Origin of the sequence: Micromonospora sp. DT15, from assembly GCF_049841475.1 — a bacterium.
Taxonomy (GTDB): domain Bacteria; phylum Actinomycetota; class Actinomycetes; order Mycobacteriales; family Micromonosporaceae; genus Micromonospora.
The window spans coordinates 347,950-372,429 of record NZ_JBNCKJ010000003.1 but is presented as its reverse complement, the minus strand read 5'-3'; the positions used below and the strand labels follow the sequence as shown (position 1 = coordinate 372,429).

Sequence of the window (24,480 nt, the reverse complement as noted above, 5' to 3'; positions counted from 1 at the left end):
CGGCGGCCGACCGACGCGGCCGGTAACATCGTCGACACCCAGCGGATTCGGCCCGAGCATCGATGAGTGCTCGGGCCGAGCAGGAGCAAGAAGGTCGAGACGTGCAACTACCGCAGCAGCTCCGGCGGTAGGACGACCGCCGAACTGCGCTCGGCGCGCTACACCTACCGGGTGTTCGAGGCCAAGACCGGCAAGCTGGTCAGCCGCTTCTCGCTGTGCCTGGCAAGGTGAATTCCTGCGGAGCGATTCTCTACGGCTCGACGGGTGGGACGTACTACCAACTGGTGCTCAACGACGAACTCACAGCGAAACTGCGTCCTCTCGTCCTGGCCCGTCGACCGGGCTGATCGGAGGCTGAGGTTTCCCTTCGCTCCGGCCGCGAAGTCCTGGCTCGCACCGGCGAAGATGGTGGCCGCTGTTGTAGTATTGACGTCCTCTCCGCCCCAAGGGCGAAGGTGTCGGTCTGCTACATCCCCGTAGGGGCAAGCTCCCGGCGGGTTACCGTTTCTCTGCGTGGTGCCGGCACGGGTGCCGGTCTTATCTGCGCTCCACGGTCGTTGAGGTCCGCCCGTCCGGCGGCCCTGATGTTCCTGGCGGCGTTCACATCGCGGTCGTGGTGACTGCCACACGGGCAAACCCACACACGAATATTCAGTGCCATCTTGTCGGTGACTCGGCCGCAGTCTGAGCACTTCCGGGTGGACGGGAAGAACCGGTCCACCCGGCCAAAGGTGCGCCCGTACCGGGCGGCCTTGTACTCCAGCATGGCGGTGAACTGCGCCCACCCGGCGTCGTGTACCGACTTTGCCAGCCGCGTGCGGCCAAGCCCGCTCACGCACAGGTCTTCGACGTACACCGCTTGGTTGTCGCGGATGATCGCCGTGGACAGCTTGTGCTGCCAGTCCCGTCGGGTGTCGGCCACTCGCGCATGGGCTCGGGCGACCTTCACAACGGCCTTCTTGCGGTTGCGGCTGCCGCGCTGTTTGCGTGACAGGTCCTGCTGCAACCGCTTGAGCTTGCGTGCCGCGCGGCGCAGGAACTTCGGCGCGGTGACCTTCGTGCCGTCGGACATGACCGCGAAGTGCGTCAGGCCCAGGTCGATACCCACCTCGGACGCGGCCGACGGCAGCGGCCCGTCCGAGCTCTGCACGACAAACGACGCGAAGTACCGACCGGCCGCGTCCCGGATCACCGTCACCGACGTCGGCATGGCGGGCAGCGTCCGCGACCAGCGCACCGGCACGTCGCCGATCTTCGGCAGCCTGAGCCGCCCGTTGTCCAGCACCTTGAACCGGGCGTTGGCCGTGAACCGGATGGCCTGCCGGTTGTCCTTACGGGACCGGAACCGGGGCGCAGCCACCGTGCGGCCCTTGCGTTTGCCGGAAACTGAGGCGAAGAAGTTGCGGTACGCGGTGTTCAGGTCCGCGAGGGCCTGCTGCAACACCACCGACGACACCTCGCCCAGCCACGCACGCTCCGGGGTGAGCTTCGCCGCCGTTACCTGTCGGGACAGCTCGGCGTCCGTCACATACGCCAGGCCAGCCTCCCGCGCCTGCTGACGTACGCGCAGCCCATCGTTGAACACCACCCGCGCACACCCGAACGCCCGCGCCAGCGCCTGCTGCTGGACAGACGTCGGGTAGGCGCGGTAGTTGTACCGAAGCAGCACCACCACAGTCTGCCATTGATTCATGGTCGACTCAGGAGACGCTCCCGCTGGCAGACACCGCGTTTTCTGCCCTGCACGCTCACATGGTTCGAACAGCGACGTGCACCTGCTCGTCACCCCGTTACCTTTTTGATCGTCCCCAGCCGGGGACCCCCGGTTCCCGGTAGTGCGCGCCGGCCCGCCGGGGTGGTGGTCCCGGCGGGCCGGGCGTCACGGGCAGGGTGTCCGCGCGCAGACGTCGACGACCTTGCCGGTGAGCAGGAAGACCGCCTTCTGTTTCTGGGCTCCGGCCTGGGCGCGGGGGAACTCGTGCGGATCGTCGCCGTACTCCGGCCCCGCCGGGGCGAGGTTGGTCGGTGGCGGCGCGTACGCCGCGCCGCTGTTCCAGATCACGATCGCCGAGCCGGTGTACGGGTAGCGGCGGATCGGCGTGATGCCCCAGTACGGTCGCACGTCCAGTGACCAGCCGTCGGCGAGCGCGGGGGTGTGCAGGCGCGCGCCGATGGTGCGCGCCTGCACCTCCGCCGCGGCGGGCGAGACCTGCTGGTCGGCGAAGGCCACGTGCATCAGCACCTGGTGCGCCGGTGTACGCGGCAGCGGCCGATCGGTCATGTGCTGGGCGTACCCGTTGGCCTCGGACCGGTCCCACAACATCTGCAGCAGCGCGAGGACCAGCTGTTGGTCGACCCTGTCCGGGTAGTAGCCGTCCAGCACGCTCTGGAACGGCGCGAAGTCCACGCTGCGTTGCAGCAGCGTGGAGTAGTTCATCGCCGGTACGCCGAGCACCGACCGGGTCCAGTCCTGGGCGATGGCGGTGAGGGCACCTCCGTTGATGCCGCCCTGGCTGTTGCCGTCGTAGTGCAGCCCGCCGACGCGATCGATCAGCGGCCGGGCGGTGGCGTCCCGAAACGCCGGGTGGGCGGCGAACCCAGCCGGGTGGATCATCGCGCGACCCAGGAAGAGGAAGTTCAGGAAGCTCTGCTGCAACCGGTCCGCCACCGCGGGGAAGGCGCTGAGGTCGGTGAAGGCGTTGGCCACGAAGGGAACGTCGGCGGCGGCCATGCCGATCCAACTGGTCGCGCAGAAGGTGAAGTTGTGGGTGTTCGACATCGTCCTGACGTTGCCGGCGTTGATCTCGGTCGGTCGGCCGAGCAGTCCGTGGCCGTAGAGCGAGAGGTGGGCCGGCCGCGCAGCCGAGGCGCTGCGCGGGATGTTGCAGACGAAGTCGGCCGCCACCGTCGCGCCGGACGGTGTGGGGAGGGCGTTCGGCGTGGGCGGCGTCCCGGCGCCGTCGGCGGGCCCGTAGTGCAGGCGGGAGCCGGGCCCGCCATCGCCGGTCAGATAGGACGGTACGCCGACGGTGCCGGTCACCTGCCGGGCGATCAGCGGATCCTGTTCCGGTGAATAGTCGGTCACCTGGGTGACGGTGACCGGCGGCGCGGCCCGGCCGAGGTCGGCGAACGCGTCGTCCCGGACCGCCAACATCCGCCCGGTCAGCCCGTGCCGGCTGGCCACCGTGAAGTCCCAGGCCAGGTAGAGGCGGTGCCGCTTGACGCCAGCCCGGCTCAGCTCGGCGACGATCCGCCTCAGTTGCGACCCCCGCGCGTCCCGCTGCTTGAGGCCGGTACCGGACAGGTACGCCGTGAACGTCTTCGGCGCCGGAATCGACGCCCCGTCACCGTCCCGCAGGCCGCGCAACCCGACGACGTAGCGGGTGCCCTCGGTCAGCGCCACCGCCGGCCGGATGATCAGCAGTTGCCGATCGGGCTGGCCGGTGGCGTGCGCGTCCAACTCGGCCCAGTACGGCGTGCGCTCACCGGTCCGGGTGTTGAGCAGCACGATCGGCGCGTTCGGCGCCAGCGAGCGGCCGATGTCCGTGACCGGCGCGATCCCGCTGGCCGCGGCGTCGAGACCGGGTACGCGCACCAGGATCGGTGAGCCCGGGCTGAACCCGTCCTGCCGGTTCCACTCCGTCGGGTCGATCGGGGTCCCCTGCACGTTGGCGGGCATCGCGGCGGCGGCGAACCGCACCCGCTTGCCGGTGGGGCTGCTCCGGTCCGCCACGGTGAAGTAGTCGTTCGGGAACGGCAGCAGGCAGGCCGCCGGGTCGATCGGGTCGCAGGACGGGTGCCCGGCCGGTGAGGGTGTCCTTGGCGGTGCGGCGGGGGCCGCCGTGCCGAGCAGTACGGCAGCCGCCGTCACCAGCACGGACACGGCGAGACGGAGCCCTCTGGAGGTGGTCACACGCATCTCCTTCGACGCTGGACGGCGGATCGACGGGTGGTGTCCTTCCTACGCTTGTGAAAGAAGCTCAGCAAGCATCGATGTGTCCGCCCGTGACCTCGCCCGACACAGGCCGGTGGCCGGCAGCCCACACACCCTGGCTGCCGGCCACCGGCCGCGCGACGACGCCTCAGAAGAAGGTCAGTCGGTGATCACCGGCCAGGCGTAGGCCAGCAGGGCGCAGGCGGCGCCCAGAAGCGCGAGCGAGACACCCCTCGTGGGGAGCGGCAGAGCAGCGAGCACGATCAGGATGACGGCGACAACGTAGAGAAATGCCTGGACCGACATGGTGCTCTCCTCAATCAGGGGTAGCGGGCGGCTGCCTTCAACCGCCGGGATACCCCCCGGCGTGATCTCGGAAAACCTCCTGCTGATCACGGTTCGGCCCACAGTGGTGCGTCCGCGGTGTCTACGTCGCGCGCAGCAGCGCCTCGGCGCCCACCGGTCGAAAACCCGCCGCCTGGAACGCGCGCACGCTGCGCGCGTTGCCGACGGCCTGCTGGGCCCAGACCGGCTGACCGTCGGGCACCAGGTGTCGGGCGGCCGTCGCCAGCGCCCTTCCCAGACCCCGGTGACGACGCTCGTCGTCGACCTCTGTCGCCGCCTCCCATCGGCCGGCCACCCCGCGGCCGAGCACGACCACCCCACCCTCGGCGGCCCAGACACGGATGTCGTCACGACGTCGACGTGCCCTGACCTCGCGAGGATGACCGGCGTCGGCCATCTCGGTCAGCGGCAGTGGAGGTGGCCCGTCAAGGCTGCTCGCCACGGTCAGCAGATCGATCGTGTCCATGGAGCGCCGGGTTTGGTCGAGCAGTGCACCCAGGAAACGCGGATTCATCGTGGCCGCCAGTGGGTCGCACTCGACAGTCGCCAACGTACGGCGTACCCACTGGGGGTCCTCGTCGGTGAACACCACCGAGTGTCCGGTGAAGGCGATGACTCCGGCGTCACGGCGGCTTGGCTGTGGCACCACTGTGGTTCCACCGTCCGGTGGCGGGAAGTGCCCGTGCGCCGCCGCGTCCAGGATGTCGGTCAACGTGCTGGCCATTGTCGCCCTCTCCTCGGTCCCCGACCGCGCGGCTGCCGAGGGCGGACGCGGCAATGCGCGTCCCGCCCCTTGTCACCGCGCGACCAAACAGTCTTGAGACATCCTGCCGCGCGAGGTGAGCAGCTGTGGGGCCCGCCCGCTACCCCGAAGGGTCAGCAGCCGATCCGGCTCGACCCCAGCGCGACGTCGTCGTACCAGAGGGTGTCGGCTCCGCCGCCGTAGCTCTCCCAGCCCAGCTTCAGGTCGGTGAGCTGCGGCCGCCAGGTGCGGTTGTACCACTGGCCGTCGATGTCGTGCGTCGGTGAGCCGTCCGCCGTCAGACCGGGGATGGCGGTCCCGTCCACCCAGGTACGCAGCTGACCGGCCGCGCCATCCACCATGAACTCCACGCAGGTCCACCGGTTGGTGGGCAGTGGCAGGCTCTGCGCCACCCCGGCCGGGCTCTGCTCGGGCAGAGTCGCGTCGTCGGAGGCGCGGTTCCACTGCAGGGCGCCGTTCTGGCCACCCAACCGCAGATCCTTGTTGCCGTCGGCCGCGTCGGCCATCGCCATCATCGTGGTGTGTTCGGTGGGTTGGGCGGTGGTGTGCCGCACCCAGATCCGGCCGTACCGGACGTTGCCCACGCTGCCGAGGTTCTTCGTGGATCTGATGAAGACGTGGTTGCAGTACCCGGCGGCGCCGTTGATCCGGACCGACCGGCTGCCGCTGCGTGCGGTCGCCGTGTCGATGGTGGCGGTACCCGCGCCGGAACAGTCCGGGCTCACCACGGTCCAGTCACCGGATGGCGTCGAACCGGTCTGGCCCTCGAAGCCGTCGCAGAGCACCGCGCCGGCACACCCGGCCGGCGGCTCGGTGGTGGGCGGAGGCGTGGTCGGCGGAGGCGTGGTGGGTGGAGGCGTGGTGGGCGGCGGCGTGGTGGGTGGAGGCGTCGTCGGCGGCGGGGTGGTCGGCGGCGTGGCGCCGTTGCACAGCACGCCGTTCAGGCTGAACCCGGTCGGGGCGCCACCGCTGGTGCCGTACGTGCCCTGCAACCCGAACTCGGTGGAGCCGCCGGCCGGGATGCTGCCGTTGTACGACGCGTTGCGGGCGGTCACCGTCGATCCGGTCTGGCTGACAGTGGCGTTCCAGCCGCTGGTGACCCGCTCGTCTCCGGCGTACGTCCAGGTGACGGTCCAACCGGAGACGGCGGCGTCCCCCGGGGAGACCTTGACGGTGGCGGTGAATCCGCCGGGCCACTGGTTGGGTGTGTAGTCGACCCGGCAGCCCTGGGCGGCGGCGGCCGGGCCAGTGAGCACTGCCGCTCCGGTGGTGGTCGCGGCGGCGGCCAGCGCGGCGGCGACCACCAGGGTCGCGGCGGGGCGGGCACGGAAAATCGTCATGAAGGGTCCTTCTGGCATCGAGCTGAGCGGAGGCGGCACGGCGGCGCGTCCTGGACGGACGCGGCGTGGCAACGTGCCCTGGATGTGGCGCGGCGGCGCGCCACAGCGACCGGTCGCGCGTACGACCGACATGCCCGGCTCGGGGTGGACCTGTCAGCCGCCGACGGCCCGGTCCCCCGGACCCCGGCGGCGCCCACCCTCAATCTATTGACGGATGCCGATCGAATCAAGCGTCGGCGGCACCACCCAACCGCGGCGATCATGCAGTTTCGGTTGTCGACACAGGCGGGATGCCCCTTATGTCGGGACAGCAAGTGCAAGATCGCCGCGCGAGGGACAGAGAAGAATGCGCCGGGCTCGTGTCGATCCGCGGGCCGCCCGTTCGACGTGGGGATGCTGGGGTCGAGAGGCGGCCCGCCGGATGAGGAGAACACGATGTCGAAGTACATGTTGATCATGCGGGGCACCGATGAGACGAACGCGGCCATGATGGCCAACCTCGACGAGATGATGGCCGCCACCCGCCAGTTCATCGAGGACATGATGAAGGCCGAGGTTCTCGTCGCGGCCGAAGGGCTGGACGATCCGCGCCAGGGCGTCGTTGTCGACTTCGGTGGCGCGGCACCGGTGGTCACCGACGGCCCGTACGGCGAGACCAGGGAGTTGTTCGGAGGCTACTTCCTGCTCGATGTCGCCACGAAACAGGAGGCGGTCGCGTGGGCCACGCGGGTCCCGGCGGTCCGCGGGTCCAAGATCGAGGTCCGGCGGGTGGCCGAGGCCGACGAGGTCCCGCAGGGCGGCGAGAGCAACGGCCAGGTCTGATGGGTACGGCCGACGTCGAGGCCGTCTGGCGGATCGAGTCGGCGCGGATCGTGGCCGCGCTGACCCGGTTCACCGGCGACTTCGGGCTGGCAGAGGACGCGGCCCAGGAAGCGGTGGCCGAGGCGCTGGTGTCCTGGCCGCGCGCCTCTCCGGCCAATCCGGCCGGGTGGCTGATGGCCACGGCCCGGCGGCGGGCGATCGACGCGATCCGCCGCCGGGTCGCCCTCCACGAGCGGTACGCCCTGTTGGCGGCCGATCCCGCGCTCGATCAGGACATCGACATCGACACCGACCGGATCGACGACGATGTGCTGGCGCTGATGTTCGTGAGCTGCCACCCGGTGCTCTCCCGCGAGTCGCAGGTGGCGCTGACCCTGCGGGTGGTCGGCGGCCTGTCCACCGAGGAGGTCGCCCGTGCGTTCCTGGTGCCGGTGCCGACCGTGCAGGCCCGCATCACCCGGGGCAAGAAGGCGATCACTGCGGCCGGGGTGCCTTTCGAGCTGCCGCCGGCCGGTGAGCGCCGCGAACGGCTGGGCGGTGTGCTCAACGTCCTCTACGTGATCTTCACGGAGGGGTCGACTGCCACGTCGGGCGACCACCTGCTTCGCCCCGACGTGGCGTACGAGGCGATCCGGCTGGCCCGCACACTTGCCGCGCTCCAGCCGGACGAGCCGGAGGTGCACGGCCTGCTCGCCCTGTGCGAGCTGACGGCCGCGCGTTTCCCGGCCCGGACCGACCCGGACGGCACCCCGATCCTTCTCGCGGACCAGGACCGCCGGCTGTGGGACTTCCCGGCGATCCGCCGTGGGCTGGCCGCGCTGGCCAGGGCAGCGCAGCGCGGCCTCGGCCCCTACGGTCTACAGGCCGCGATCGCGGCCACGCACGCGTCGGCGCCCTCGGTCGAGGAGACCGACTGGGCCCGGATCGTCCGGCTCTACGAGACACTCGGCAGAGTCGCGCCCTCGCCGGTGGTCGAACTCAACCGGGCCGTCGCCGTCGCCATGGCCTCGGGTCCGGCGCCAGCCCTGGCCATCGTGGACGCGCTGATCGCCGCCAACCGACTCTCCGGGTCACACCTCGTCCCGACCGTGCGCGGCGAGCTGCTGACCCGCCTCGGACGGCTTCCGGAGGCGCGCGCCGAGCTGGAGCTGGCCGCCCGGCGCTGCGCCAATCAGCGCGAACGCTCGGTGCTGCTGCGCAAGGCGGCCGCGCTGAGCTGACCTAAGGCCTGTTTCATAAGAACTGGCCGGCCTGCGGCGGGCCCGGACGACGACCGGCGGCGTTGCGGTTGCGTCCGGATACGACACCGGTATCCGGACGAAACCGCGCCTTGCCGGATCGCCGCCCGGACTCCGCCTCGGCTCGACCGCCCTTATGAAACAGGCCTTAGTGGTCGTTCAGCATGAAGAAGAGCGTCTGATGCTCGACGTCGAGGAATCCGACACGCCATCGTGTCGACGGATTCGACTCGTTGTACAACGTGCTGTGCAGCCATGTCGGCGCGGTCGGCAGGAAGGGCACGAGGGCTGACCAGGCGTCCGTGGGCTTACTGGAGTGGGACAGTTCATCCAGGTCGACGGAGGACCAGGGCCGAAATTCGTACCGCTCCGCCAACGCTCTGGTGTCTTCCGGCCGCAGCTTGATCACACCCTGGTACGCCCAGTCCGTCGGGCCGGGCGCTCGAGAACACGGATTGCCACCAGCACGAACCTGCCAGTGGATCTCGAGGTAATCGCCGAGGTCCGGCATCTCCTCTGGCGGATCCCAGCGGTCGGTCCGAACTTTCGCCTCGGCGACCTGCAACGACTTCTGGCACGAACGCAGGTCGGCAGGATCATCTCGGACGGCCAGGATTCCGGCCGCGACGCACCCGCCGGCCACCAGCACCATCGTGGCAACCGTGACGAGGGCGACCACCAGTACCGGCCTGCGCGTCTTCATGGTCATCAGACTAGAAGTCCAGGACCACCCGTCGCCGCCCGAGCCCGAGGCGCGCGGCCAGGGTCAGGTCAGGCGGATAATCGAGCCGGCCGAGACGTCTGAGCTGGAGGTTCGCGTGCGCGTGATCCGTATTCTCCCCAACCTTCCGGTGGCTGACATCGGCGCCGCGAAGGGTTTCTACACCGACTTCCTGGGCCTCGGCACCGAGGAGTTCAACCTCGGCTGGGTGGCCCGCTACACCTCGCCCGACGCCGACAATGGCGTCGGGGCCGCCGCCGTGCAGCTCGTCTCCGGCGACGCGACCGCACCCGAGGACTCGGTCATCAGCGTGCAGGTGGATGACGTGGACGGCGCCTACGCGGAGGCACAGCGGCTCGGCTACGAGATCGTTCACCCGCTGACCACCGAGCCGTGGGGCGTGCGCAGATTCTTCGTCCGCGCTCCGGACGGCAACGTCATCAACGTGGCGGCTCACCGCTCCTGAGGAAACCCGGGCCATCCCAGGGGATTGACCCTCACTGGCGCCCGTTGTTAACTGCTCATCAACGATGTGGATCGATGTTCATCCGAATGCCGTCAACCCGGCACGGTGACGCCGCTCCGCGTCGTCTCGACATCGCCCTCGTTTCGGCGGACGCGGGCACACCGGGGCACTTCCCCGGGGTGCGAGACCTGCATCCGCACGACGATCCAGAGGAGATCGTGTCGATGAAGTTGACTCCGCTCGCCGCCGCCGTCGTCACACTCACCCTCGCCGCCGGTGCGGCGACGGTGACCTCGGCCCCTGCCGAGGCCGCACCGTTGGGCAAGGTCCTGGTCTTCTCCAAGACCGCCGGCTTCCGGCACTCCTCCATCCCCAACGGCATCGCCGCCATCCAGCAGCTCGGCGCGGCGAACGGCTTCACAGTCACCGCCACCGAGGACGCGGCGACCTTCACCACTGCCAACCTCGCCCAGTACCAGGCGGTGGTCTTCCTCAGCACCACCGGGGACGTGCTCAACGCCGGCCAGCAGGGCGCCTTCGAGGCGTACATGGGCGCCGGCGGGGGCTTCGTCGGGGTGCACGCCGCCGCGGACACCGAGTACGACTGGCAGTGGTACGGCGGGCTGGTCGGCGGGTACTTCGCCTCGCACCCGGCCACCCAGCAGGCGACAGTGCGGGTCGAGGACCGGGCCAACGCCTCGACCGCGCACCTGCCGTCGACCTGGACCCGCACCGACGAGTGGTACAACTACCGGGCCAACCCCCGCTCGGCGGTCAGGGTGCTGGCCAACCTCGACGAGTCGTCGTACACCGGTGGGTCGATGGGTGGTGATCACCCGATCACCTGGTGCCACAGTTACGGCGGCGGACGCTCCTGGTACACCGGCCTCGGCCACACCGAGCAGAGCTACACCGACCCGAACTTCACCCGGATGCTGCTGGGCGGCATCCAGGTGGCGGGGGGCGCGGTGGCGGCCGACTGCCGGCCGGAGCCAGGCTACACCCCGCTGTTCGACGGCACCCAGGCCAGCCTCGGGCAGTGGCGGCAGGCGGGGCCGGGCGGCTTCACCCTGGCCGACGGCACCCTCACGTCGAACGGTGGCATGGGGTTGCTCTGGTACCCGGTGCGTACCTTCGCCAACTACTCGCTCAAGGTCGACTGGATGATGCCGGGCGACGACAACGGTGGGGTCTTCATCGGGTTCCCCGATCCGCAGGGCGACCCGTGGGGCCCGGTCGCCGCCGGTCACGAGATCCAGATCGACGCCACCGACGGCGACCCGACGCGCACCACCGGCAGCGTCTACAGCTTCCAGGCACCCAACCAGGCCGCCCGCGCGGCGGCGCTCAACCCACCCGGCTCCTGGAACACCTACGAGATCGGCGTGCACGGCCAGCGGGTCGAGATCTGGCTCAACGGCGTCAAGATCAACGATTACGTCAGCAGCCGGGCCATCGCCAACGGCTACATCGGGTTGCAGAACGACGGCGCCGGAATGGACATCAACTATCGCAACGTGCGGATCAGGACCGACGGCCCGAGTGAGCCGCCCGCCACCGACCTGGCCCAGGGCCGGCCGGCGACGGCGTCCAGCGTCGAGCCGGGCAGCCCGCACGTGGCGGGCAACGCCGTGGACGGCAACACGACCACCCGCTGGGGCAGCGCGTACGCCGACCCGCAGTGGATCACCGTCGATCTGGGAGCCTCGTACGCGATCAACCGGGTTCGGCTGGCCTGGGAGACGGCCCACGCGCGGGCGTACCAGGTCCAGGTGTCGCCGGACAACGCCACCTGGTCACCGGTGTACACGACGACCACCGGCGACGGCGGCGTCGACGACCTCACCGTCACCGGCACCGGCCGCTACCTGCGGGTGTACGGCACCCAACGCGCCACCCAGTGGGGCTACTCGCTGTGGGACCTGAACGTCTACGGCACCGCGGCCGGCAGCACCCTGCTCTCCCGGGGCAAGCCGGTCACCACGTCCAGCGTGGAGCCGGGGAGCACACACGTGGCGGGCAACGCCGTGGACGGCATCACGGCCACCCGCTGGGGCAGCGCGTACGCCGACCCGCAGTGGATCTCGGTGGACCTGGGCGCGTCCCGCACCCTCGACCGGGTCCGGCTGACCTGGGAGGCGGCGTACGCGCGGGCGTACCAGATCCAGGTTTCCCCGGACAACGTCACCTGGTCACCGGTGCACACCACGACCACTGGCGACGGCGGTGTGGACGACATCGCCGTCTCGGCGACCGGTCGCTACTTACGTGTCCAGGGCACCCAGCGGGCTCTGCCCGCGTACGGCTATTCGCTGTGGGAGCTGGAGGTGCACGGCGGCTGACCGCAGGCCGGCACCCGCGCTAGCGCAGTTCCACGATCCTGGCGCGGGTGTTGGCTGGGGCTTCGGGGTGCCCGCGCTCGACGTCGGCCCGGACGTCGGCCACGGTCCTGCCGGCCAGCTCCCGCCGCCAGGCCAGGTCGGCGCCGCGCATGGCCTGAGCGAACGCGCATGACTGTCGATAGTCGACGCCTGCGTGCTCGCCCGGCCCCTTGCCAAGGATCTGGTCGCACTGGAACAGCTCCTCCGGGCCCTCGATCGCGACCACGATGTCCAGCAGAGAGATCGCCATCGGGGGCCGGGCCAGTTGGAAGCCGCCGCGCGGCCCCGAGGTCGACGTGAGGATCCCGGCCCGGGCCAGGGCTTGGAGCTGCTTGTTCAGGTACGCCGGCGGCAGCTCGTAGAACGCGGCGAGGGTGCTGGTCGGCACCGGAGCGTCCAGCCAGCTCAGGTTGAGGCACGTGTGGAGGGCCCATTCGACGCCCTGACTCATCCCAAGGGAGACGCGCTCTTCGTCCCGCCGAACACCCCGCACGCCTTCGCCCCCGCTGACGGCCAGGACGCCGACTTCCTCGTCGTGATCACACCCGGCAAGCCCCGGTTCGACTACTACCGACTGCTCGACAAGGTGCACCTGGGCGAAGCCACCTGGCAGGACGTCGGCGAGACCCAGGACCGTTACGGCAACCATTACGTGGACAGCCCGTTGTGGGCAGGTCGACGCGGCTGAGCGGCGTGAGGTGTTGATGCAGAAGTTGCCCCGTCGGCGCGGGTGGTCCGCACCGACGGGGCAACGATTCTCGCGGGGCGCTACCTCTTGGCGATTGTGATCGTCGCGGTGCGGTAGTTGTTGCGCTTGTCGTTCTTCGTCGGGTCGTAGTTCTTCTCGATGTTGCCGGCGCTGTCGACCGAGAACCAGCGGAACGTCGTCGTCTCGGTCACGTGGAACACCTGCCCCGGCTCACGGAACTCGGTCGCGGCGTAGCGGGGCGACTCGAGCGTCGGCCGGCTGCCGTCGGTTGTGTAGTAGATGGTGGCCGGCTCGCTGGTCTCGAAGCGCACGTCGACAGGCCCGGAGTAACGCCCCGCACCGGGGACCAGTTGGGACGTGGGGTTCTTGTTGTCCCTGCCCCAGTCCGCCGCGACCCGGAACATCTCCATGATCCCGTTGGCGTACTCCATGGTCTCGGCGTGGCCACTGACCAGCTCGGGGTTCCCGTCCCACTCCGGCTGGAACGAACCGCCCTGCCAGTCGCCGGTGGCCGGGTTGTAGACGGAGCCCCCGACCTCCCAGCCGAACGCGTAGATCCCGTAGGTGTGGTAAAGGTCCTCGCGTACGTTGCCGGCCGAGGAGTACAGGACGTCGGACGAGCCGCCGACGTTCTCCGGCGTGACGACGGTTTCCCGGTGGGCCTTGACCTGGGACAGGATCCGGGCGGCGGACTGCCAGTAGAACGCCTCGTCACCCAGCGGCGGGCGCGGCGTGGTGATCCGGCCGTCCGCGATGTAGGCGCCGGGCTGCCAGAAGAGCTGGCCGCCGTTGGAGTGCACCGACATCATGAACTTGATGTTCTTGTACTTCTCGACCAGCCAGATGATGTTCTTCGACTCGGGCTCGGACAGCTCCTCCGGCCCCTGGTAGGTGCCACTGACGCAGTTGGTCGACCCTCCCGCGTAGCCGTCGTGGCCCGACCCGACCCGGTAGTTCCGGTTCAGGTCGACGCCCCAGGAGTTCCGCTGCCCCGGATCGGCGCTCGCGTCCGGGCAGTGGTTCGTCATGTTCTTACGCTGGGAGGCGAAGTTGTAGAAGCTGTAGTTCGCCCCGTCGGGGTTGTTGGACAGGATGAAGAAGACGTCGGTGTTCTCAACGATCTTCTTCGTCTCCCGGTCGGAGCGGTAGTTGTGCACCAGACGTTCGGCCGACTCCAGGCTGGTCGTCGCCGGCACCCACTCGCGGGCATGGTCCTGCGCCTGGATGAGGACACCAGGCTTCTTGCCGTCACGGTGCTTGCCGATCCGCAGGACCGGGATCGTCGCGGGCCCGCGCGGCACCTCGCCCTCCGGTGCTCCGACGCGCTTCTGGTCGAGGAAGTCGGTCAGCGCGACCGGGCCGGCCGTCGGAGCGACGATGCCGGTGCCCTCGTTGGCGCGGTACGGGTGCGCCCGGTCGATGAGCCCCGCAGAGCGGGTCCGCAGCGCCTCGGCCACCTCCACTGCCGTGCTCGTCGGTGCACCCGAGGCGTCAGTGGCGAGCAGGACACGGACTGCCGTGCCGGTGACCTCCACCGCCAGCGGGAGATCCGGGTCCGGCCGGTCCACGAAGTCCACCGTGATGTCGTTGCCGCCCTGGTGACCCCACGCGGCCGAGGAGACGACGACCGCCGACTGCCCCGTACCGCCGATCTGGGCCTGCGCCTTGCGTTGGTACCCGTTCGTCTGGTTCGGCAGGTAGACGATCTCGGCGATGTCCGGGTACTGCCGGGCGATCTCCTTGGCCCGGCTGTAGAGCTGCTGCGGGTGCCGGTAGCCGTCCACGAAGTCCGACTTGTAGGACGGGTTCGCCGTCAGCGGCGGCGGGGCGCCCTCCAGCCAGTTGGAGACGACGCCGGTCGCGACACCACCGGTGGAACTCGTCAGCTTGATCTTGTTGGGGCGTACGTCGAGCTTGAACAAGTTCCGGTGGAACATGTACTGCCCCGAGTCGACGAACCGGCTCATCGTCCGGGCGAAGGCGAACGGCGTGCCCTTCCCCGAGTCGTTCTCCAGCTGCATCCCGACGATCGGGTCCTCCTGCTGCCCCTCGGTGGTGCGCGCCTCGACGTAGAGGAAGCCCTGACCCTTCGTGGTGAACCAGTCGGCGCGGACGACGCGTACCGTCGCGTCGTGGTTCGCCGGTTGGGCGGCCCGCGCGCTGGCCGCGTCGATGCCAAGGCCACCGTCGGCCTCGTCGCTCCACGCGAAGCCCGCGTCGTCGCCGAGCACCTCGACGCCCATCGCCGTGAGTTCGGTGACCTGCTCGGCGGTCACCACCACTTCGCCCTCGATGCCGTCAGGCACGCGGCGGAGGCCGTGTTCGAGGTCGATGCCGGCCGCGGACACCTTGTCCAGCATGTCGGCGCCGGTCAGCCTGACGTGCACGAGGCGCACCGATGCACGATCCTCAGGCTGGGATCGGCTGGCGGCGGCTGCGAGCCCCGTGGGATCCGCGCCCGCAGGGCCGGTCGTCACGAGAATGCTACCCACCAGGGTGGACAGCGCGAGTAGCGCGATGCGCCGTTGTGATCGCCGCATTCCCTCTCCTTCTGCATACGACGGGTGATTGCCGGCGGACCGGTCGGGTGAGCGTATGCGGGTCGGCGGCTTCAATGGATCACGTCGATCGAATTTGAGCATTCCTTGAGGCGACAGTCGATGGCGTCCCGCGCCGCTACGTCCGTACCCCGGGCAGCCTGTCCCCCGGCGGAGGGAGCGCCTCCCCTTCCGTCGGGGAGGAGACCTGGTCCGCAGCCGGCGATCGTTGGTGCATGGCTGTCGTTGAACCACCGACCCGCTCCAGACCGTGGGCGCTGGCGTGTGCCGTGTTCGTCGCCGCCGCGGTGGCTCAGCGGCTGTGCTGGGGAGTGTCGTTGGCCGTCACCGCCACCGGCTGCGCCCTCGCCACCTCGGGAAGTGCTCCGCTACTACGCGCCCATGCTCGCGTGGGGCCCGCTCGTCATAGCCGTGGCCGCCGACTACCGCCGGCGCGCAGCCATGATTCGAAGAATGGAGAAGGTACGAGAATCCGCAGGATGCTCGTCACCATGCTCGCCGGGGCCGTGGCGGCCGTCGGTGCTCCGGCGTCGGCGCGGGCCGACGACCAGGACCCACCGGAGGTGCCCGCCACGCCGGGTGCGTGGATCGCCGGTGTCGGCTGCTTCGTCTACGACGAGCCCGGGACATTCGGTCATCAGATCCGGTTCGGCGTCGTCGGCTGGGTCGACCGCCACGGAACCGGCCACGGCGTGTTTCGTTTCCGGCACGCGCTGCCCGACGGGAGCGTGGCGAGCGAGGGGCAGGCCGAGGTCCTGTTCTTGCGCGGTGTCGTGGCGAGCCCTCGCCGCGTCGGGTGGGCCGCAACAGTCAGAACGTGGCGATCGGGTTGACCGGGCTGCCGGACGTGCCGGCAAAGCGAACCGGTGCGACCGCCAGCTGGAAGTCCCACTGGCCAAGCTCGGCAGCCGTCGTCGCGCAGGCCTCCAGGTCGCAGTTGTCGAGCATCCACAGACCCATCGCGACGAGGCTCACGGCGTGGACCGGCATCAACACGTCGTCGTACCCCGACGGTTGAACGTCCTGTGGGGTGTCGGCGCCGATCAGCGCCACCCCCCGTTCGTGCAGCCACGGCAGGCAGGACGCGTGCCAGCCGGCCTGGGTGAAGCCGCTGGCCGCACCATTCTCGTGCCGAGAGCGTCCGTAGCCGGTCCGCAGGAGTACCGCGTCGCCGGGTCGTACCCGTACGCCCTGGCGGCGCTCGGCCTCTTCGAGGTCGTCGGGGAACACCCCCTGACCCGGCTCCAACCACGGCACACCACGGGCAGTCGCAACGTCGAGCAGGACACCACGCGTGACGATTCCGTTCGCGGCCGCCGTGACGGCCGCCCACGCCGAGCCCGTCGCGGCGTCGACGAACGAGTGCGACCGTCCGTTGTACATGGTGCCGTCCCAGTAGATGTGACACGGCGAGTCGAGGTGGGTCAGGGTGTTGCCGTGGAACGAGATGTCGAGCCGCTCGGACGAGAAGCCCCAGCGCCGGTCAGCGTGGAAGGCGGGCGGCATGTTCTCCGCACCCGGCATGTCGGCGGTGCACGGGCACGTCGTCGTCGACCGTTCCATGTCTCCCGGTGCGGTGACCTCCCAGGCGCAGGACACGCTCCTGCCGTGCCGCACAGCCCGCGCCGCGGCGAGCCGGACGTCGTCGGTGATGTGGTTGAGCGTGCCGAGTTCGTCGTCGTCACCCCATCGCCCCCAGTTCGACAGCGTGTCGAAGTACCCGAGCACTTCGTCCTGGGGCGGCATCGGTCGCCCTGACGTCATGTCAGCATCGGCTCCTCTATCACGGGGGCTTCGAGTCAACGCAGGTCAGGGTAGCCCGCCGCTTGATCGACGGAGGCTCGCTCATCACCTCGTCGTCGGCATACCCACCGATATCGGCGCTGGCCAGCCCGTCATCGGGCGGCCAGAGGCCGTCGGCCAGCGCACGGAGTTCGTCCAGGTGCGGCAGGGCAACCTTCAGGTCACGGGCCAACTGCTGCCGAAACGTCCGCGGCGCGCAGGTGGCGGTGGCCCGACCTCCACCGGCCACACCAGAGACACCCCACCTTTGCTCTGCACCCGCCCATGCGCCAGTTACGGACCGTGCCTGGTGCGTGGGCGGGTGCAGAGCAAAGGGCGGATTCCCGGCGCGGAACACCATGCCGCGGGCCGCTAACTCGGCTGGGGGACGAGACATCGCTCCGGCGAGGGAGGCTGCGCGCGCTCGGCGGTGCGATGGTCAGGCCATGACCGGTGGTAACTGCGTCGAGCGGAGTGGGCTGGGATGACGATGACGAAACATGCGGTCCGGGTGGCCCGGATGTTCGACGGCGAACGGCTCGTGGACGGCGGGGTGCTGGTCCTGCTCGACGAGGGGCGCATCGCCGAGGTGCACCTGGGTGACGCCGAGGCGCCGGAAGGCTGGCCGTTGCGTGAGGAGCCGAACGGCACCCTGCTACCTGGCTTGGTGGACGCCCACGTACACCTCTGCGCCGACGCTGGGCCCGACGCGCTCGGCCGGCTCGTGCGGCGTCCCGAGTCGGACCTCGACGAAGTCGTCGAGGCGTCACTGCGGACGCACCTGACGGCCGGCGTCACGACTGTTCGGGACCTGGGCGACCGGCGCGGCGCGGTGCTCCGTTGGCGGGATCGGCGGGTGCGGGACGACCTGCCAACGGTGGTGGGGTCCGGCGCACCGCTCACCAGCGTCGGCGGGCACTGCTGGTCATTGGGCGGTGAGGCGAGCGGTGTCGACGAGGTCCGCGAGGCCGTACGTCTGCGGGCGGCGTCCGGTGCCGATCTGGTGAAGGTCATGGCCAGCGGCGGGGTGTTCACTCCGGGCACCGACACCACGAGGCCCCAGTTCACCGACGAGGAGCTGACCGCGGCGTTGACGCAGGCCCATGACCTGGGCCTGCCGGTGACCGCGCACGCGCACGCGCTCAGCGCGGTCGAGCAGGCGCTGCGCGTCGGCGTGGACGGCATCGAGCACTGCACCTGCGTAACCCCTGCCGGCGCCCGTGTTCCCGTGGAGCTCGCGGACCGACTGGCCGCGTCCGGGGTGGCGGTCTGTGCCACGCTCGGCACCGACCCGGCCGTGGTCACGCCACCGGAGGTGGTGGACATGGCGGCGCGGGCCGGGCTCAGCGAAGCCGCGCTGCGCGACGGCGTTGCCACTCTGCACCGGGCCGGGGTCCGCCTGGTGGCCGGTTCGGACGCGGGCCTCGGCCCCGCCAAGCCACACGGGATCCTGCCCGAGACGCTTGTCGAGTACGTGGCCTGCGGTGTTCCCGCCACCGCTGCCCTCACCGCGGCGACCTCGGTCGGCGCGGAGGTGTGTGGTCTGGGGCGGCGCAAGGGCCGGATCCGCACCGGATTCGAGGCCGACCTGCTGATCGTGGACGGTGATCCCACGAGCGACATCACGGTGCTGCGCCGCCCGCTCGCGGTGTACCGCGCCGGTCTACCGGTGAAATGAAGGGTCAGGATGCGCGGAGCTGCTCGCGGAACCAGGCCCGGTCGGGTTTCACGACGGCCTGATCACCGAGCACGACGGTGGGCACTGTCTCGTTGCCGCCAGCTACCGCCCGAACGGCGGCGGCAGCGGCCGGGTCACGCCAGATGTCCACCCAGTGCGCCCGCCGGGCGAGCCCGCCGAGAGAGAACCGGAGCCGCAGGCAGTAGTGACAGCCGGGACGCCAGTAGACGATCGGCCTGCCGTCGACGGCGCTGGCCCGTTGCGCCTCGGCGGCGCCCACCGAGCGGGGGAGCAGGTACGCGGATGGCCGCTGTTCCGGCCAGGTGAGCGGCTGGCATACCTTGACAGGCATCGATGTTAACGCCAACATGAACTCCGCCACCTGGTAGCAACGCCACCGTCACATTCCCAGCCCTTCGTGCCTCTCCCCCGGTCCTGCCCGACGTCACCGCTCGGCGTCGACCGGATCGGCTACGGCATCGCCGCGGTGCTACAGGTGGTGGTGAATGGCCATCCCAAGCTCGCGGAGGACACATGCCGCTGCCGTCCCGTCGAACCGACCCGAAAAGCCGTCGGGCCGTCCACCGGGGGCCTGCCGGCCACCGCGTCCCTCGGCGGGTGCGGTCGCTGCTGGCCGCGGTCCTGGTGGTGCTGTCCGTGTCGGCCGGCCTGCCCGCGCCCGCGCACGCCGCGCCCGCCGTCAACTACACCAACCCGCTGGTGAACCAGCGGGCCGACCCGCACATCTTCCGGCACACCGACGGCTACTACTACCTGACCGCGACCGTCCCACAGTACGACCGGATCGTGCTGCGCCGGGCCACCACCCTGCAAGGGTTGGCAACGGCGGCGGAGACGACGATCTGGAGCCGCCACACCAGCGGAGAGATGGGTGCCCACATCTGGGCGCCAGAGATCCACTTCATCAACAACCGGTGGTACGTCTACTTCGCCGCGGGCCGGACCGACGACGTGTGGCGGATCCGGATGTACGTGTTGGAGAACGCCAACGCCAATCCGTTGACCGGTTCGTGGACCGAACGCGGCCGGATCACCACACCCTGGGACACCTTCAGCCTGGACGCCTCGACCTTCGTCGCCAACGGGGTGCGCTATCTGACCTGGGCCCAGCAGGAGCCGGCCATCGGAAACAACTCCAACGTCTACCTCGCCCGGATGGGTGCCAACCCGTGGCAGATCACCGGCACCGTGACCCGGCTCGTCGTCCCGACGTACGACTGGGAGACCCGCGGCTACCGGGTTGCCGAGGGACCGGCGGTGATCCAACGAAACGGCCGGATCTTCCTGACGTACTCGGCCAGCGCCACGGACGCCAACTACTGCCTCGGGATGCTGAGCGCCTCCGCCAGCGCGAACCTGCTCGACGCCGCCTCCTGGAGCAAGAGCCCCAGCCCGGTGTTCGCCAGCAACGCGGCCACCAGCCAGTACGGCCCCGGCCACAACTCGTTCACCGTCTCCGAGGACGGGCAGAGCGACATCCTCGTCTACCACGACCGGAACTACCGCGACATCAGCGGCGATCCGCTCAACGACCCGAACCGACGGACCCGGCTACAGAAGGTGTACTGGAACGCCGACGGCACCCCGAACTTCGGCATCCCGGTGCCCGACGGGGCCACGCCGGTGCGCCTGCGGTCACACGACCAGGCCAGCAGCTACATCCGGCACTACGACTACCGGGCACGGGTCGAGCCGAACGTGACGAACCTGGCCGACTCCCAGTTCCGCATCGTCAGCGGTCTCGCCGGCAACGGTTCGGTGTCGCTGGAGTCGACCAACTTCCCCGGTTACTACCTACGTCACCGGGGCTACGCCCTGTACGTGGAGAAGAACGACGGCTCCGCGCTGTTCGGCGGCGACGCGAGCTTCCGCCGTCAAGCCGGCCTCGCTGACAGCGCCGGGATCTCCCTGGAGTCGCAGAACTTCCCGGGCCGCCACGTGCGCCACCGCGACGGACTGCTCTACATCGAGGCCGTCAGTTCGAGCGCCGAACGCGCCTCGGCCACCTTCCACCTGGAGTAACCGCTCACAGGTCGAGGTGCCCCCGGTCGTCGACACCCGTTCCGGTTCGCCCGGAGCCCATTCCAGCCAGGAGGAGCGATGCCCTTCAGCAGCACGAGAAGACCGTCCGGCGGTGGGTCGTTCCGACGCGGCCGGCGTACGGGCCTGGTGCTCGCCATGATCACCACGCTGGTCGGCGCCGCGGGCGCCGTTCTGGTCGGCGCACCGCCGGCAGCGGCGGCGAGCATCGACACCAACGCCTACTACGTCCTGGTCAACCGGAACAGCGGCAAGGTCCTCGACGTCCGGGACACCTCGGCGGCGGACGGGGCCGTTATTCAGCAGTGGTCCCGTAACGACGGCGCGTGGCAACAGTTCCAGTTCGTCTCCTCCGGCAGCGGCTACTACCGCCTCAAGGCCCGGCACAGCGGCAAGGTCGTCGACCTCTGGGAGTGGAACACCGCCGACGGCGCCGAGTACCGCCAGTGGTCCGATGTCAACGGCACCAACCAGCAGTTTCAGGTTCTCGACTCCGACGGCGGACACGTCCGGCTGATCAACCGCCACTCGGCGAAGGCACTTGAGGTCTGGGAGCGGTCCACCGCCGACGGCGGTCGGATCAGCCAGTACGCCGACCTCAACGGGACCAACCAGCAGTGGCAGCTGGTCGCTGTGGGAGGTGTCAGCACGCCGCCGACCACCGGCTGTGGCAGCGGGTCGACGAACGCCGAGGCCGTACTGAGTGGGAGCACCTGGACGGCCCGCAACGGCTCGTCGACGGTCTACTCGGGTTCGGACATGCTGTCGGCGATGCAGGCGGCGGTCAACTCGCTCTCGGCGGGTCGTACGTCGAAGCAGCGGGTGGTGGTTCGCGGCTCCGGCTCGATGAGTGCGGGCTCGCGGTTGTCGCTGCCGTCGTACACGACCCTGGCCGTGTGCGGCACGATCAACGTGACCGGGTCGGGCTCGGGTGACCAGGCACCGGTGTACTCGCGCGGAACCACCGACGTCGAGGTGCAGAACCTCACGCTGACCGGTTCGCCGTTGTACGGGATCTTCATGCGCAACGTGAACAACCTGGCCCTCGGGCAGATCGACATGCGGCTCTCCGGCGGCCTGGGCATACGCATCGACAACCACGGGGGAGATCGAGCGGTCAAGGTGCGTAACATCCGCATCGACACCGTGTACGTGTCGGGGACCGGCACCCACGGGGTGGAGACGTACGGCGTGGACGGTCTGACGATCGGCACTGTCACCGCGAGGAACACCCGGGATTCCGGTCTGCTGCTCAATGACACGATCAACGCCACGGTGGGCACTGTCGACGCGCAGGGCGCCGGGGCCGGAACCGGGTACGCGGCGTTCCGGATGGCCAACCGCAACGGCCGGGTGGGCAACTCGTACCCGACCAACATCCGGGTCGGGACCGTGCTCGCGTCCGGCGGTGGCCGGGGAATCTTCTGCGTGTCCGAGTCCGGTGGCGCTGTCATCGACCGGGTGACGATCTCCAACACGGGGAACAACGCGATCCTGGTGGAGAACTGCTACAACGTCGTGATCGCCGGGGTTTCCGGGACGGTGACGGGCGGTGGCGAGGTGCGGATCGCGGCCCGGAGCGAATTCCCGATCTCCTCTGGCATCCGGTTCCAGAATCTGACAGTCAGCGGCACCAACATCACCCAGAGCCCCTGCGGCGGGGCGAACAACACGATCAGCAACGTCACCCGGGTGAACTCGACGCTGACGTGGTGTTGACCCGGTGCGGAGCGGCCGCCCGGATCTCGGCGGCCGCTCCGAGCCGGATCGCGCCGGCCCGGGCCGGTGGCGGCGTTTCGCCCGCTGGCGCTTGCGGGTAGCGATGGCCCATGAACCGCAATCTCGTCAAGGCTCTACAGGTCGCGTGGGAGTTGCCGGAGTTCCGCACCGGGGTGCGACACGTCGTCGATCTCGATGAGGTCGCGGTGCTGCTGGCCACGCTGTCCGTTCCGGACCATGACCACGAGGTGGAACGCAGCCTGCTGAGCCTGCTGCGGTCCGCCCTGGACACTGTCGAGATTCGCGAAGCGGTGTTGCTGCTGCTGGAGCAGGACGAGGTGCGCAGGCCGCTCGTCGCGGCGGCGGTGGAGCCGCTGGCGGACCGGCCGGGTCAGGCTGCCGCCATCGCGTCGGCGGCCGAGGATCCTGTGGTGCGGCGTGAGGTGCGGGCGGTGCTGGCCAGCGCCAAGGTGCGCGAGCTGATCTGGCAGGCGATCGAGAACCAGCTGAGCGAGGACCGGTTCGGTCTGATCCGCCGGGCGGCGGTGCTGTTCGTGCGGCACCCGAGCGTCCGGCGCCTCGCCTGGGCCCTGCGCCGGCACGGCGTGTTGCGCGAGCTACGCCGCAACCGGTGATCGACGCCAGCCGGTGCCACCGGCACCGGCTGGCACGACCCTGGACGGCAGATCACCGACGGCGGCGGGCCATCCACTGCCAGATGTGGGTGCCGTTGAGGCTCGGGTCGTTGCGCGCCACGTAGATCCAGGACCAGTGGCCGGGGAACTGGTAGCCGTTCCAGACGACGTGGTCGTACAGGCTGACCAGTGATCCCGGGATGAGGTCGTGGGCGTGGATCGTGTTGGTCTCGGGCGGCACCGTGTCGTCGTCGAGCGAGGTGACCAGCCAGGTCGGGGTCTGGATCTGCGCCAGCTCCGCGTCGGTGATCAGCGGCGGGCCCTCCCCGCTGAGCGGCTCGACGATGCCGCAGATCGGCACCGACGCGGCGAACAGGTCGGGGTAGGCGACTGTCATCTCCAGTGACATGTAGCCACCGTTGCTGCACCCGACCACGTAGATCCGGTCCGGATCAACATGCTTGCGGCGGACGAGGTCCTGGACGATCTCGCGGATCAGTGGGGCGAACCGGGGGCCGTCCTCCATCCAGTAGGAGGTGCTCTGCGGAGCGACGACGTACGCGCCGGAGAAGATCCGCTGGGCCTGCGGGGTGGCGAAGCCGAGCGCTCCCCGGTTGGCGCGCAGCGTGGTCTCGTTGTCGTAGTAGCCGTCCGGCAGCGAGGCGCCCTCGCCGCCACCGTGCAGCCAGAGGATCAGGGGTCGCCTACCGTGCCGGGGCGAGTGGTCGGGAGAGTACAGCCGGTACTTCAGACCCGAGCCCGAGACGTGGTGGCTGAATGCGTCGACCTCAGGGTTGGACAGCCGCCCCTGCACGAAGCGCGTGATGGTGAGCGGCGAGCCGTGGCGTCGGACGATCGGGGTGTTCTGGGTGATGGTGTAGACGAGGTCCAGCCGGACGTTGCGGCCCCTGCTCAGGATGTAGCCGAGGGTGCCGCCGCCAGGTTGACCCTCGGCATGGCTCAACTCCAGCACGATGTTGCCGTGCCGGTCGAGCCGGGCGGCGGTCACCGTGCGGTCCAGGTCGTACTCGCTGAAGATCAGGTCACCCGGGGCGATCGGGATCGGGCTCGTGGCCTTGGCATGCACGCTGAACGTGCCGGGAGTCAGCCCGGCCGGGTCGATCGGCCCGAGCCGGGCGGTGTCGAGGGTGACCGAGGTGACCTGCTCACCGCCGTCGAGCGTTCTCGCGTCGAGGGTGAACCTCACGCTGGTGGGATGGTGACCACCGGCGTGGGCGGCGACGCCGGGCAGGGCCAGGCCGATGGCGGCACCGGCCCCTCCGGCCAGAACGGTGCGACGAGTGACAGGCGTGGACATGCGGCCCCCG

General features: G+C 69.9%; 23 protein-coding genes. 11 read left to right on the top strand and 12 right to left on the bottom strand.

What is annotated here, in order from left to right; translation table 11 throughout:
• Positions 1-66: 66 nt before the first annotated feature.
• Complete coding sequence (locus ACLQ3F_RS09285; protein ID WP_425847857.1) at positions 67-231, top strand: hypothetical protein; 165 nt, start codon at positions 67-69, stop codon at positions 229-231.
• Positions 232-466: 235 nt separating this feature from the next.
• Here ACLQ3F_RS09285 and ACLQ3F_RS09280 read toward each other — a convergent pair whose 3' ends face one another.
• The 5 genes from ACLQ3F_RS09280 to ACLQ3F_RS09260 form a co-directional block, all read right to left on the bottom strand.
• The gene (locus ACLQ3F_RS09280) at positions 467-1,669 is read right to left on the bottom strand and encodes an RNA-guided endonuclease InsQ/TnpB family protein (RefSeq protein WP_425847855.1); all 1,203 of its coding nucleotides are present in this window, start codon (positions 1,667-1,669) and stop codon (positions 467-469) included.
• Between the two features lie 210 nt (positions 1,670-1,879).
• Positions 1,880-3,919, bottom strand: a complete 2,040-nt coding sequence (locus ACLQ3F_RS09275; RefSeq protein WP_425847852.1) for a hypothetical protein — start codon at positions 3,917-3,919, stop codon at positions 1,880-1,882.
• A 174-nt stretch (positions 3,920-4,093) separates the two neighbouring features.
• Positions 4,094-4,240, bottom strand: coding sequence for a hypothetical protein (locus tag ACLQ3F_RS09270; protein ID WP_167337290.1), 147 nt, complete (start codon positions 4,238-4,240; stop codon positions 4,094-4,096).
• 121 nt (positions 4,241-4,361) lie between these two features.
• Positions 4,362-5,003 carry a GNAT family N-acetyltransferase gene (locus ACLQ3F_RS09265; RefSeq protein ID WP_425847851.1) on the bottom strand — a complete coding sequence of 214 codons (642 nt, stop codon included), beginning with the start codon at positions 5,001-5,003 and terminating at the stop codon, positions 4,362-4,364.
• 152 nt (positions 5,004-5,155) lie between these two features.
• Positions 5,156-6,382: a cellulose-binding domain-containing protein gene (locus ACLQ3F_RS09260; protein WP_425847849.1), complete on the bottom strand. Its 1,227-nt coding sequence runs from the start codon at positions 6,380-6,382 to the stop codon at positions 5,156-5,158.
• 435 nt (positions 6,383-6,817) lie between these two features.
• On the opposite strand from ACLQ3F_RS09260, the gene ACLQ3F_RS09255 reads away from it, so the two are divergent.
• Together ACLQ3F_RS09255 and ACLQ3F_RS09250 are read left to right on the top strand one after the other, a co-directional pair.
• Positions 6,818-7,204: a YciI family protein gene (locus ACLQ3F_RS09255; RefSeq protein ID WP_357202276.1), complete on the top strand. Its 387-nt coding sequence runs from the start codon at positions 6,818-6,820 to the stop codon at positions 7,202-7,204.
• Positions 7,204-8,424 carry an RNA polymerase sigma factor gene (locus tag ACLQ3F_RS09250; RefSeq protein ID WP_387350178.1) on the top strand — a complete coding sequence of 407 codons (1,221 nt, stop codon included), beginning with the start codon at positions 7,204-7,206 and terminating at the stop codon, positions 8,422-8,424. Before ACLQ3F_RS09255 ends, ACLQ3F_RS09250 begins: the two co-directional genes overlap by 1 nt.
• Positions 8,425-8,590: 166 nt before the next feature.
• Here the strand turns inward: ACLQ3F_RS09250 and ACLQ3F_RS09245 are convergent, their stop codons facing one another.
• Positions 8,591-9,145: a hypothetical protein gene (locus tag ACLQ3F_RS09245; protein WP_425847845.1), complete on the bottom strand. Its 555-nt coding sequence runs from the start codon at positions 9,143-9,145 to the stop codon at positions 8,591-8,593.
• A 115-nt stretch (positions 9,146-9,260) separates the two neighbouring features.
• On the opposite strand from ACLQ3F_RS09245, the gene ACLQ3F_RS09240 reads away from it, so the two are divergent.
• Both ACLQ3F_RS09240 and ACLQ3F_RS09235 read left to right on the top strand, forming a co-directional pair.
• Entirely contained in the window at positions 9,261-9,629 is a 369-nt protein-coding gene (locus ACLQ3F_RS09240; protein ID WP_357233737.1) for a VOC family protein, read from the top strand.
• A 74-nt stretch (positions 9,630-9,703) separates the two neighbouring features.
• A complete protein-coding gene (locus tag ACLQ3F_RS09235; RefSeq protein ID WP_425847842.1) occupies positions 9,704-11,971 on the top strand; it encodes a ThuA domain-containing protein in 2,268 nt (755 codons plus the stop codon).
• A 19-nt stretch (positions 11,972-11,990) separates the two neighbouring features.
• On the opposite strand, the gene ACLQ3F_RS09230 is transcribed toward ACLQ3F_RS09235, so the two are convergent.
• Positions 11,991-12,461, bottom strand: coding sequence for an RrF2 family transcriptional regulator (locus tag ACLQ3F_RS09230; RefSeq protein WP_425847839.1), 471 nt, complete (start codon positions 12,459-12,461; stop codon positions 11,991-11,993).
• Here ACLQ3F_RS09230 and ACLQ3F_RS09225 point away from each other — a divergent pair.
• Positions 12,432-12,698, top strand: coding sequence for a hypothetical protein (locus ACLQ3F_RS09225; protein ID WP_425847836.1), 267 nt, complete (start codon positions 12,432-12,434; stop codon positions 12,696-12,698). The two genes, ACLQ3F_RS09230 and ACLQ3F_RS09225, sit on opposite strands and share 30 nt — an antisense overlap.
• Positions 12,699-12,778: 80 nt before the next feature.
• On the opposite strand, the gene ACLQ3F_RS09220 is transcribed toward ACLQ3F_RS09225, so the two are convergent.
• Positions 12,779-15,115, bottom strand: a complete 2,337-nt coding sequence (locus tag ACLQ3F_RS09220) for a M14 family zinc carboxypeptidase (protein ID WP_425847833.1) — start codon at positions 15,113-15,115, stop codon at positions 12,779-12,781.
• A 641-nt stretch (positions 15,116-15,756) separates the two neighbouring features.
• Here ACLQ3F_RS09220 and ACLQ3F_RS09215 point away from each other — a divergent pair.
• Complete coding sequence (locus tag ACLQ3F_RS09215) at positions 15,757-16,110, top strand: hypothetical protein (RefSeq protein ID WP_425847830.1); 354 nt, start codon at positions 15,757-15,759, stop codon at positions 16,108-16,110.
• Here ACLQ3F_RS09215 and ACLQ3F_RS09210 read toward each other — a convergent pair.
• The gene (locus ACLQ3F_RS09210) at positions 16,088-17,041 is read right to left on the bottom strand and encodes a cyclase family protein (protein ID WP_425847827.1); all 954 of its coding nucleotides are present in this window, start codon (positions 17,039-17,041) and stop codon (positions 16,088-16,090) included. The genes ACLQ3F_RS09215 and ACLQ3F_RS09210 overlap by 23 nt on opposite strands.
• A 19-nt stretch (positions 17,042-17,060) precedes the next feature.
• Positions 17,061-17,309 (bottom strand): hypothetical protein, encoded by a 249-nt coding sequence (locus tag ACLQ3F_RS09205; RefSeq protein WP_425847824.1) that lies wholly within the window; start codon positions 17,307-17,309, stop codon positions 17,061-17,063.
• 240 nt (positions 17,310-17,549) lie between these two features.
• Here ACLQ3F_RS09205 and ACLQ3F_RS09200 point away from each other — a divergent pair, with 240 nt between their 5' ends.
• On the top strand, positions 17,550-18,737 hold the full coding sequence (locus ACLQ3F_RS09200; RefSeq protein WP_425847822.1) for an amidohydrolase family protein: 1,188 nt from the start codon (positions 17,550-17,552) through the stop codon (positions 18,735-18,737).
• A gap of 4 nt (positions 18,738-18,741) precedes the next feature.
• Here ACLQ3F_RS09200 and ACLQ3F_RS09195 read toward each other — a convergent pair whose 3' ends face one another.
• Positions 18,742-19,089: a glutaredoxin domain-containing protein gene (locus ACLQ3F_RS09195; protein ID WP_425847819.1), complete on the bottom strand. Its 348-nt coding sequence runs from the start codon at positions 19,087-19,089 to the stop codon at positions 18,742-18,744.
• A gap of 266 nt (positions 19,090-19,355) precedes the next feature.
• Between ACLQ3F_RS09195 and ACLQ3F_RS09190 the strand changes: the two genes are divergently transcribed.
• From ACLQ3F_RS09190 to ACLQ3F_RS09180, 3 genes are all read left to right on the top strand, one after another.
• Positions 19,356-20,780: a family 43 glycosylhydrolase gene (locus ACLQ3F_RS09190; protein WP_425847817.1), complete on the top strand. Its 1,425-nt coding sequence runs from the start codon at positions 19,356-19,358 to the stop codon at positions 20,778-20,780.
• A gap of 78 nt (positions 20,781-20,858) precedes the next feature.
• A complete protein-coding gene (locus tag ACLQ3F_RS09185; RefSeq protein ID WP_425847815.1) occupies positions 20,859-22,517 on the top strand; it encodes an RICIN domain-containing protein in 1,659 nt (552 codons plus the stop codon).
• A gap of 110 nt (positions 22,518-22,627) precedes the next feature.
• Positions 22,628-23,152, top strand: a complete 525-nt coding sequence (locus ACLQ3F_RS09180; protein ID WP_425847814.1) for a hypothetical protein — start codon at positions 22,628-22,630, stop codon at positions 23,150-23,152.
• A 52-nt stretch (positions 23,153-23,204) separates the two neighbouring features.
• On the opposite strand, the gene ACLQ3F_RS09175 is transcribed toward ACLQ3F_RS09180, so the two are convergent.
• Positions 23,205-24,470, bottom strand: a complete 1,266-nt coding sequence (locus ACLQ3F_RS09175) for a prolyl oligopeptidase family serine peptidase (RefSeq protein ID WP_425847812.1) — start codon at positions 24,468-24,470, stop codon at positions 23,205-23,207.
• Positions 24,471-24,480: the final 10 nt, after the last annotated feature.